The sequence below is a fragment of the Streptomyces recifensis genome, from assembly GCF_002154615.1.
Lineage (GTDB): Bacteria > Actinomycetota > Actinomycetes > Streptomycetales > Streptomycetaceae > Streptomyces > Streptomyces griseoluteus.
Genome location: NZ_MUNH01000574.1, coordinates 1 through 8843, shown reverse-complemented (window position 1 = coordinate 8843; position 8843 = coordinate 1). Strand labels below are relative to the sequence as shown.

10 protein-coding genes are annotated in these 8843 nt (G+C 72.6%); 4 read left to right on the top strand and 6 right to left on the bottom strand.

The window, feature by feature from the left end:
- From CCN33_RS26270 to CCN33_RS26250, 5 genes are all read right to left on the bottom strand, one after another.
- The coding region (locus tag CCN33_RS26270) for a histidine kinase dimerization/phospho-acceptor domain-containing protein (RefSeq protein WP_086695944.1) at positions 1-1112 on the bottom strand (1112 nt) is incomplete at its 3' end.
- Entirely contained in the window at positions 1109-1771 is a 663-nt protein-coding gene (locus CCN33_RS26265) for a response regulator transcription factor (RefSeq protein WP_086695943.1), read from the bottom strand. The genes CCN33_RS26265 and CCN33_RS26270, both read right to left, overlap by 4 nt.
- The gene (locus tag CCN33_RS26260) at positions 1753-2454 is read right to left on the bottom strand and encodes a phosphatase PAP2 family protein (RefSeq protein ID WP_341866594.1); all 702 of its coding nucleotides are present in this window, start codon (positions 2452-2454) and stop codon (positions 1753-1755) included. Before CCN33_RS26260 ends, CCN33_RS26265 begins: the two co-directional genes overlap by 19 nt.
- A gap of 164 nt (positions 2455-2618) precedes the next feature.
- Positions 2619-3560 (bottom strand): M48 family metalloprotease, encoded by a 942-nt coding sequence (locus tag CCN33_RS26255; protein WP_086695942.1) that lies wholly within the window; start codon positions 3558-3560, stop codon positions 2619-2621.
- Positions 3557-3928, bottom strand: coding sequence for a BlaI/MecI/CopY family transcriptional regulator (locus tag CCN33_RS26250; protein ID WP_086695941.1), 372 nt, complete (start codon positions 3926-3928; stop codon positions 3557-3559). The genes CCN33_RS26255 and CCN33_RS26250 overlap by 4 nt, the downstream gene beginning before the upstream one ends.
- Before the next feature lie 149 nt (positions 3929-4077).
- On the opposite strand from CCN33_RS26250, the gene CCN33_RS26245 reads away from it, so the two are divergent.
- The 4 genes from CCN33_RS26245 (at position 4078) to CCN33_RS26230 (ending at position 7822) form a co-directional block, all read left to right on the top strand.
- Positions 4078-4752, top strand: a complete 675-nt coding sequence (locus tag CCN33_RS26245; protein WP_086695940.1) for a DedA family protein — start codon at positions 4078-4080, stop codon at positions 4750-4752.
- Positions 4752-5369 (top strand): phosphatase PAP2 family protein, encoded by a 618-nt coding sequence (locus tag CCN33_RS26240; protein ID WP_086695939.1) that lies wholly within the window; start codon positions 4752-4754, stop codon positions 5367-5369. Before CCN33_RS26245 ends, CCN33_RS26240 begins: the two co-directional genes overlap by 1 nt.
- A gap of 342 nt (positions 5370-5711) precedes the next feature.
- Positions 5712-6650 carry an SRPBCC family protein gene (locus CCN33_RS26235; RefSeq protein WP_086695938.1) on the top strand — a complete coding sequence of 313 codons (939 nt, stop codon included), beginning with the start codon at positions 5712-5714 and terminating at the stop codon, positions 6648-6650.
- Complete coding sequence (locus CCN33_RS26230) at positions 6647-7822, top strand: zinc-dependent alcohol dehydrogenase (RefSeq protein WP_086695937.1); 1176 nt, start codon at positions 6647-6649, stop codon at positions 7820-7822. The genes CCN33_RS26235 and CCN33_RS26230 overlap by 4 nt, the downstream gene beginning before the upstream one ends.
- Positions 7823-7979: 157 nt before the next feature.
- Here the strand turns inward: CCN33_RS26230 and CCN33_RS26225 are convergent, their stop codons facing one another.
- Entirely contained in the window at positions 7980-8732 is a 753-nt protein-coding gene (locus CCN33_RS26225) for an MgtC/SapB family protein (RefSeq protein WP_086695936.1), read from the bottom strand.
- Positions 8733-8843: the final 111 nt, after the last annotated feature.

The window sequence follows — 8843 nt, the reverse complement described above, 5'->3', positions numbered from 1 at the left end:
ACGCCCGCGCGGGCGTAGCGGACGGCGTTGGCAAGAAGTGGGCTGAGAATCCGTTCGAGCAGCGCGGGAGGCACGGCCACGTACACGGTGGACTCCTCGGCCTCCAGCGTGGCCCTGACCGCCCCCGTCGGGTCGGGATCCGCGAGTATGCGGGTCAGGACCGGCAGTACGTCGGTGGTGCCGGGAACGCTCGTGCCGTCCAGGGCCCGCTCGCGGGCGTCCTCGAGGAGCGCGTCGCAGATTCCGCGCATCGTCCGGGCCGCCTCGGCCAGCCGCTCATGGGTGCTCCAGGTCTCCGCCTCGGACCGCGGCCGGGCCCGCCACCAGTCGAGTTCCACGACCATGCGGGTGAGCGGAGTGCGCAGCTCGTGGGACAACTCGCCGGTCAACTGCCGTTCGTGCCGGAGTACGGAACGTATCCGGTCCAGCAGCACGTCCAGCGAGCCGCCCAGCCTGGCCAGTTCGACCGGGTGGTGCTCCGCCCCGAAGCGCTCCTCCGACCCCACCGCACCCCACTGGGCGGCCTGGTCGGTCATGGACTGCACGGGACGCAGGGCCCGGCCCACCGACAGCCGGGTCAGGACGTACGTACACACGAGCATCACGGCGTCCAGGCCGAGGGAGGTCGTCAGCAGGGCGTCGGCCGAACTGCGGTAGGGACCAAGGCTCAGAGCGGTGACGATCGTGGCGGCGTGAGCCCCCGGAATCGGCAGGGAGCACAGGCGGACCGAACCGGCGACGGTCGTGCACCGCTCCCGTCTGGTACCGCCCATGTCGCCCGCGACGGCGGAGAGACGGCCGCCCGGCGACGCCGTGGCCGACGGCCGCTCCAGCAGTCGGCCGTCCGCGTAGACCCACACGTTGGTGTCGAGCAGCTGGTCGTTCACACTCTCCCGTACCCGCGCCCGGGAGCCGCCGGTGTCGACGGTGGTGGCCACCGCCTCGGCCCGGTTGCGCAGTTCCGCGTCCGCCTGGGCCCGCAGGTGCCGGGTGATGGCCAGGTTGAACACGACGGTCAGCAGCGTCATGATCAGCGCCGCCGTGGTCAGCGCCACGAGGGACAGCCGGCCCCGCAGGGTGCGCGGGGCGAGACGGCGTACGAGAGGTGTCATGACAAGCGGTGCCCGACCCCGCGGACCGTGGTGATCGACAGACCGCTTCCCGCCTCGCGCAGCTTGCGCCGCATCCGCGAGAGGTACTGGTCCAGCGTGTTGTCACTCACGTACGCGCCCTCGGGCCAGCCGGCGCGTACGAGGTCGAGCCGGCGCACGATGTTCCCCTGGGCGGCGACGAGTGAGGCCAGCAGCCGGAACTCGGTCGGCGAGAGGGCGAGCGGCGCACCGGTTCCGCTCGCCATGCTGTGGTTCACGGGATCCAGCACGAGGCCGGCGTGCGACACCGTCGCCGGGACGGCGGACCGCTTCAGCACCGCTCTCAGCCGTGCCGTGAGTTCGGCGAGGTGGAACGGTTTGGACAGGTAGTCGTCTCCTCCGGCGGAGAAGCCCGACAACCGGTCGGTGACGTGGTGCCGGGCGGTCAGGAAGATGACCGGAGCACAAAACCCGTTGGCGCGCATCGCCTGGCACACGTCCCGCCCGTCGGAGTCGGGCAGACCGATGTCCAGCACCGCGGCCTCGACACCGGTCTCCGCGAGGCGCAGCGCCGTCGCGCCGTCGGCGGCCGGCACGGGCTCGAAGTCGGCGGACAGGCCACGGCGCAGCGCGTCCCGGAGCGCGTGGTCGTCCTCGACGATCAGGATCTTGGGCCGCATGATCCTTCCTCGGCGCCCGGCCGGGGCTCGCCGCCCACGGGGAACAGGCCGGGCAGCCACCGGGCGGCCACCCACAGGAACACTCCCAGCCAGCCCGCCGCGAACAACCAGCCTCCGGCGACATCGGTGAACCAGTGCACCCCCAGGTAGACCCGGCTCAGCCCCACAGCCGCGCCCCAGCCGCCGATGAGCAGCCACAGCACCGCCCTTCCTCGCGGGGCGCGCGGCGAGACCGCGACGAGCAGCAGTCCGGCCGTGAGCGCGGCCGTGGTGCTGTGCCCGGAAGGGAACGCCCAGCCGGAGGCGTGCGTCGCCCAGTCCTCGTAGGGCGGGCGGGGCCGTCGAGCCAGCTCCATCACCGCGTACCGGAGGGCCTGGCCGGTGCCCAGGCACGCGAGGCCGAACAGGGCGGCGCCGAGGCGCTGCCGGGCGGTGCGTCCCGTCACGAGGGCGGCCACCACGACCAGCGCGTACGGGAGCACGCCGGTCCCGGTGGCGGTCACCGCGCGCGCCAGGGCCAGTGCCGTGGCCGGCCGGTGGTCGAGCGACCACTCGAGAAGGTCGCGGTCGAGCTCCAGAGGCGCGCCTCTGCCGCCGACGGCCACTGCGGCCAGCACACAGAAGGCGGCCCAGACTCCGAGCGTGACGCTCCCGGCCAGATCCGCGGCCTCCCGGCGCCTCACGCGGCGGCGTCGATGCAGGTGGACATGAGACGGGCCCCTTCCTTCGCGCACCGCGACGTGAGCACACGAAGCCGCACGTCGACTACAAGGCTGTAGACGGTCTACAACACAGTAGACGATGCGGAGGGGAGAGGCGTTCCGGGAGGTGCCATACCGAGCGGCCGTCAGTCGGCGGGTGCTTCGCCCTGGGCGACCTCGACGTCCTGGTGCAGCCGGACGGCTCCGGCCAGCGAAGACGCCCCGGCTGCCGTGCAGACGAGGAGCATGGCGAGGAGGGCCGGCGCCACCCGCCGTACGGGAGCGGGGGCGAGCAGAGCCCTGACCCGGGCCGGGACCGGACCACTGGCGGCGCCGGGGGTCAGCGTGGGAGCGGCGGCGGCGTCGCGGGCGCCCTTGGCCGCCAGAGCGGCGCGCCCGACGGCCTGGGCCGCTGTGCCGCGGTCGCCGCAGCGGCGGGCCGCGGCTTCGTCGGCTGCCCGCTCGGCGGCGAACGAGACGTGGTCGGCGACAGAGGTCAGGGCTGGATGGCACCAGCCGGCGAACTGGGCGAGGCACAGGAAGAGGTGGTGCCTGGCGACGAGGTGCGCCCGCTCGTGCGCGAGCAGCGCTTCGCGCTCCACGGGTCCCAGGGCGCGCAGCATGCCGGTGGTCACGACGATCCGGTCCGGCCGGGCCGGTCCGCCCGGCAGCGCGAACGCGTCAGGCCGGGGGTCGTCCAGGACGCACAGCCCTCCGGCGTCCGGGAGGCCGTGGACGAGGCGGCGCACGACGCGCAGGCGCGCCACCTCCGACGCCGTCCCACGCGCCACGCGGACAGCGGTCAGGGCGAGTGCGCCGACGGCGAGCGCCGAGACCCCCAGGACCAGTGGCCGCGGGCCCGCCGTGAGCGGCCGGATCAGCTCCGCGAGGGCGGCCGCCGGAGGAAAGGCCAGGGCCAGCGGCAGCAGCAGGACGCCCAGGCTCGCCAGGACTCCCAGGGTCAGTGCCGTCGTGGCGCAGGTGATCGTCCAGAGCGCGATCTCGGGCCGGACCCTCTGGGTGGTGCGTCGCGCCAGGGGCGCCAGGGCCCAGGGCAGGAGGAGGGGGATCAGCAACAAGGTGATCAACGACCGCCTCCCTCCAGCAGGCGCTTGAGCTCCGCCTCGTCGGCGGCGCTGAGTCCCTCGACGAACCGTGCCAGTACCGTACTGCGGTCGTCGTCCTGGTCCAGTGCCCGGTGCATGCGCTGAGCCGTCAGGCCGTGGGAGTCTTCCAGCGCGAAGTAGAGGAAGCCGCGTCGACCCGGACTCCGTCCCACTGCCCCTTTCTCGTGCAGCCGTGCGAGGAGCGTCGCCACCGTGGTGCGGGCCAGCTTCTGGGGTATCGCGGCCCGCACATCGGCGGCCGACTGCGGCTGACCCGCCGCGCACAGCGCCGCCAGCACGCTCGCCTCCAGCTCGCCGGCGGGCCTGCGCTCACCCACTGCGTCGGTCATGGAACCTTCCCTTCCTCCAGGTCGTCTACAGTGAAGTAGACCGACTACAGTCTTGTAGACGCAAATGGGTCGCTGCCTCGTTCCCCCGGAGGCCCCGGCCCGTCCGTGTCCGGTATACCCGACAGCCGCCATCGAAGGGGCCAGCGCCGATGACGCTCGCGCACCACGCAGCACCCCCGCTCCAACTCGCCGTGAACGTCCTCGACGCGCAGTCGCTGCTCGCCACCTTCGGCACGCTCGGCATCGCCGTGGTCCTCTTCGCCGAGACCGGTCTGCTGATCGGGTTCTTCCTGCCCGGCGATTCCCTGCTGTTCACCGCCGGTCTGCTGTGCGCCTCGGGCTCCGCCGGAGGGTCGGTCCACCTGTCCCTGGGCTGGGTCCTCGTCGCGGCCGCAGCCGGCGCACTGACCGGAGCCCAGGCCGGCTATCTGCTGGGCCGTCGGGCCGGCCCGGCCCTGCTCAAGCGTACGAAGTCGCGCAAGGTCAGTGAGGCCGCCGACAGGGCCGCGGAGATCCTCGAGCGGTACGGACATGCCAAGGCCGTCGTGCTCGCCCGCTTCCTCCCGGTGGTGCGGACCGTGCTGAATCCGCTCGCGGGCGTCCTGGCCGTCCCGGCCCGGACCTTCACCCTCTGGCAGGTCGTCGGCGGTCTGGTGTGGACCGTCGGCCTGGTGCTGGCGGGATACGGCCTCGGCGCGTCGGTCCCGAATGTCGACCGCTACCTGCTGCCGATCATCGCCGTCATCGTCATCGTGTCGCTCGTCCCCGTCGGGCTGGAGCTGCTGCGCTCCCGCCGCTCCCGCGGCGCGAACGGGGGCGCGTGATGCAGACCGCGACCACCGCTCAGGCGTTCGACGGCTCGCGTATCGACGGCACGGTCTATGTCGACGTGGTCGGCGCCGCACACCATGCGCCGTCCTGGCTGGACCGGCTCGTCTCCGGCTACTCGACCTACGGGCTCGCGCTGTTCGCCGTCCTGATGGTGATCGGCTGGTGGCAGGCCCGCCACCGGGACGCGGCGCAGGCCGTGAAGGCGCTGGCCGCGCCCGTGCTCACCGTGCTGGCGTTCCTCGCCAGCAGCTTGCTGAAGCAGGCGGTGCAGGAGAACCGTCCGTGCCAGTCCCTGCACGTGATCACACTGGAGGCGTGTCCCGCCGTCGGTGACTGGTCCTTCCCCAGCAACCACGCCACCCTGGCGGCGGCCGCGGCGGTGGCCCTGTGGTTCGTCAGCGCCCGCCTCGGTGTGATCGCCACGATCGGCGCCTTGGCGATGGCGGCCTCCCGCGTGTGGGTCGGTGCCCACTATCCGCACGACATCGTCGCGGGCCTCGCTCTCGGGGCGCTTGTCGCGGCATTGCTCGCACTGCCCCTCCGTCGCAGCGCCGACGCCCTGGGCGGGCTGCTGACCCGGGGGCGACTGCGTCCGCTCGTCGCCTCGTGACCTCTGCGGGGGCGCCTCGCTTCGCTGACCTCTGAGCTCCGGCTCGCCCGTGCGCCGGGCGAGCCGGAGCTCAGACCTCGTGCCCGCAGACCGGCTGCCCGCCCCGGACGGCACCCAGGGTCTTTCCTCCGGTTCAGGCCGGCTCCGGCCGACGGCGACCCGGAGATTCGACGCCGGTCGTCCGGACGGGAGAAATGTCGGTCGGTGAGGGCTGTTTCGCGTCGGAGGCCGACGGGGACTCGCATGGCACGCCGCCGGAGGGCCGAAGCTCCGTCCGGGCGGCATCACCGTTCACTCAAGTGGACCGCCTTCCGTTGACCTCACCGCACGTGAGGAGCACTCATGCAGACAGACACCCCCTCCACCTCCCGCCTCCGGCACGATCCGCTCGTACGAGGCCTGGGCTGGGCCAGTGCGGCCCTGGGTGTGCCCCAGGTCGTCGCCCCGGAGGGCTTCGCCCGCGCCCTGGGCGTGGACGGCTCCGTCCGGCACCGCACGGCCACGGAGGCCGTCGGCGTGCGCGAGCTGGCGGCGGCGGCCGGACTGCTGGGACGGCCGCACCCCGCCTGGCTCTGGACCCGCGTCGGCGGCGACCTCATGGATCTGACGATGCTCACCCGGGCCCTGAAGAACCACGACGGCCGGGGCCTCAGCCGCACCGTCGCCGCGACCGCCGCGGTCACCGCCATCACCGCCACGGACGTCTACGCGGCCGTGACCCGCACCCGTAGGAGTACGCCCATGGAACTGACCGGGGCCACCACCGTCGCCCGGCCCCCGGATGAGGTCTACGACCTCTGGAGGGACCTGGAGCGGCTGCCGGACTTCATGGCGCACCTGGAGGAGGTGCGCGTCACCGGTCCGGGCACCACTCACTGGCGCGCCACCGCGCCGTTCGGCAGGACGGTCGAATGGGACGCCGAGACCACGGAGGAAGTCGCCGGCCGGCTGATCGCCTGGCGGTCGGTGGACGGCGCCGACATCGACAACTCCGGCGTGGTCCGCTTCGTGCCCGCCCCCGGCGGCCGGGGCACCGAGATCCGGGTGACCCTGCGCTACAAGCTGCCCGGCGGAGCGCTGGGCCAGGCCGCGGCGCGCTACTTCGGCGAGGAACCGCACCAGCAGCTGGACGACGACCTCCGTCGCTTCAAGCAGATCGCGGAGACCGGCGAGGTCGTCCGCTCCGAGGGCGCCCCGGGCGGCAAGCGGGCCCGCCACGAGTTCCCGCAGCACCCGGCCCGACCGCTGACCGAGGACGAACTGAAGGAGGTCCTGGCATGAAGGCGAACAGCTGGACCGGACGCAATTCGGTCGAGGTGCTGGAGGTCCCCGACCCCTCGATCCTGAACAGCCGCGACGTCATCGTGAAGATCACCTCGACGGCGATCTGCGGCTCCGACCTCCATCTGCTCGACGGCTATGTCCCCACCATGGAAAAGGGCGACATCATGGGCCACGAGTTCATGGGGGAGGTCGTCGAGGTCGGCCAGGGCATCACCGACGGCAAACTCCGCGTCGGGGACCGCGTCGTCGTGCCCTTCCCCATCGCGTGCGGCGCCTGCGCGTCCTGCCGCGCGGAGCTGTACTCGTGCTGCGAGAACACCAACCCCAACGCGGGCATCTCGGAGAAGTTCTTCGGCCACCCCACCGCCGGGATCTACGGCTACTCCCACCTCACCGGCGGTTTCGCCGGCGGCCAGGCCGAGTACGCGCGCGTGGTGCTCGCCGACGCCAACGCCCTGAAGATCGAGTCGGACCTCACCGACGAGCAGGTGCTGTTCCTGTCCGACATCCTGCCGACCGGGTACATGGGTGCCGACATGTGCGACATCCAGGAAGGTGACGTCGTCGCCGTCTGGGGCGCCGGTCCGGTCGGCCAGTTCGCCATGGACAGCGCCCGGGTCCTGGGCGCGGAGAAGGTCATCGCGATCGACAAGGAGCCCTACCGGCTCGACATGGCGGCCGCCCAGGGCTACACCACCATCAACTTCGAGGACACCGACGTACGCTCCGCGCTGCTCGAACTCACCGGCGGCCGGGGACCCGACAAGTGCATCGACGCGGTCGGCATGGAGGCCACCCACGGGGCCTCCCACATCCACCTCTACGACCGCGCCAAGCAAGCGGTCCGCTCCGAGACGGACCGGCCCCACGCCCTGCGCCAGGCCATCCTGTCCTGCCGCAGCGGCGGCGTGGTGTCGGTCATCGGCGTCTACGGCGGGATGATCGACAAGTTCCCGGCGGGTGCCTGGATGAACCGGTCCCTGACCCTGCGCACCGGGCAGTGCCACGTGCAGAAGTACATGAAGCCGCTGCTGGGTCTCATCGAGCAGGGCAAGATCGACCCCACCCGGATCATCACCCACCGGCTGCCCCTGTCCGAGGCACCGACCGGCTACGACCTGTTCAAGCACAAGAAGGACGGCTGCGAGAAGGTCGTCCTGTCGCCGTGAGGGCCGCGCCGTTGAACCGCGGCGCCCTGACTGGCTGACGCCGGCCGGTCCAGCAGGCATCGCCCGGGGAGCCGGGTGCCGGGCCCGCTCGGCCGTACCCCCCCCCGGACCGGGGGGCCCCGCCTCGTCCGGGCCACGACGCCGGTCTGTCGACCCGTCAGTCGGTTCCCTCGGTCCCGGGACCCGACAGGCTGACGACGCCGTCGAGTTCGGCCAGCTCCGCCATGAGCCGGTACACGTCGCCGGCGCCCTCGATGGACAGGTCCACCCGGGTGTTGCCCGTCGCCGGCCCGGCCTCCCCGCCGTCGTCCCGCAGGGTGCGGTCGATCCGGACGTTCACCACGAGGAAGCCCGCAGCGGTGCAGCGTTCGAGGACGCGGGGCAGGACCCCGCGCCGGGGCAGGTAGGACAGGCGCAGATCGGTCTCCTCGACGGTGGAGATGGCCGGGATGCGCCGGGTGAGCAGGGGATAGCCGCGCACGATGAGGAGGTAGGCCCCGGTCACGGCCAGTGCCAGCAGCCAGAGCCCGCCACCGCACGCCATGCCGACGGCCGCCGTCAGCCAGACCGTGGCGGCCGTGGTCAGCCCCCGCACGATGTCCCGCCGTACGAAGATCAGGCCGCCTCCGATGAAACCGATGCCCGAGACGATCTGCGCCGCCACCCGGGAGGGGTCCAGGCTGACGTGCGACAGACCGAGCACGTCGTCGAAGCCGTGCTGGGAGACCTCCATGAAGAGCGCCGCTCCCAGCCCCACCAGTGTGTGGGTGCGCAGGCCGGCACTCTTCTGCTGAAACGCCCGCTCCAGACCGATCACCGTCGACAGCACCAGGGCCAGGCCGAGTTCGGCGAGCTGCCGCAGGCCTTGGCCGGTGCTCGGGTTCCACAGCAGCGACGCGCTCCAGTGCACGGTCTCTCCATCACAGTCCGTCCGGCCATCCGACCGGCCCGGCCTCGCAAGGCCGCGCCCAGGCCACCCTGACACGGCAGACGCCCGCCGGGCGGCGCCGCTCCGGAGCGG

Excerpts from the sequence above, each read along its gene's own strand:
- CCN33_RS26265 (WP_086695943.1), bottom strand. The coding sequence starts at position 1,771 with ATGCGGCCCAAGATCCTGATCGTCGAGGACGACCACGCGCTCCGGGAC.
- CCN33_RS26250 (WP_086695941.1), bottom strand. The coding sequence starts at position 3,928 with ATGACCGACGCAGTGGGTGAGCGCAGGCCCGCCGGCGAGCTGGAGGCG.
- CCN33_RS26245 (WP_086695940.1), top strand. The coding sequence starts at position 4,078 with ATGACGCTCGCGCACCACGCAGCACCCCCGCTCCAACTCGCCGTGAAC.
- CCN33_RS26240 (WP_086695939.1), top strand. The coding sequence starts at position 4,752 with ATGCAGACCGCGACCACCGCTCAGGCGTTCGACGGCTCGCGTATCGAC.
- CCN33_RS26235 (WP_086695938.1), top strand. The coding sequence starts at position 5,712 with ATGCAGACAGACACCCCCTCCACCTCCCGCCTCCGGCACGATCCGCTC.
- CCN33_RS26230 (WP_086695937.1), top strand. The coding sequence starts at position 6,647 with ATGAAGGCGAACAGCTGGACCGGACGCAATTCGGTCGAGGTGCTGGAG.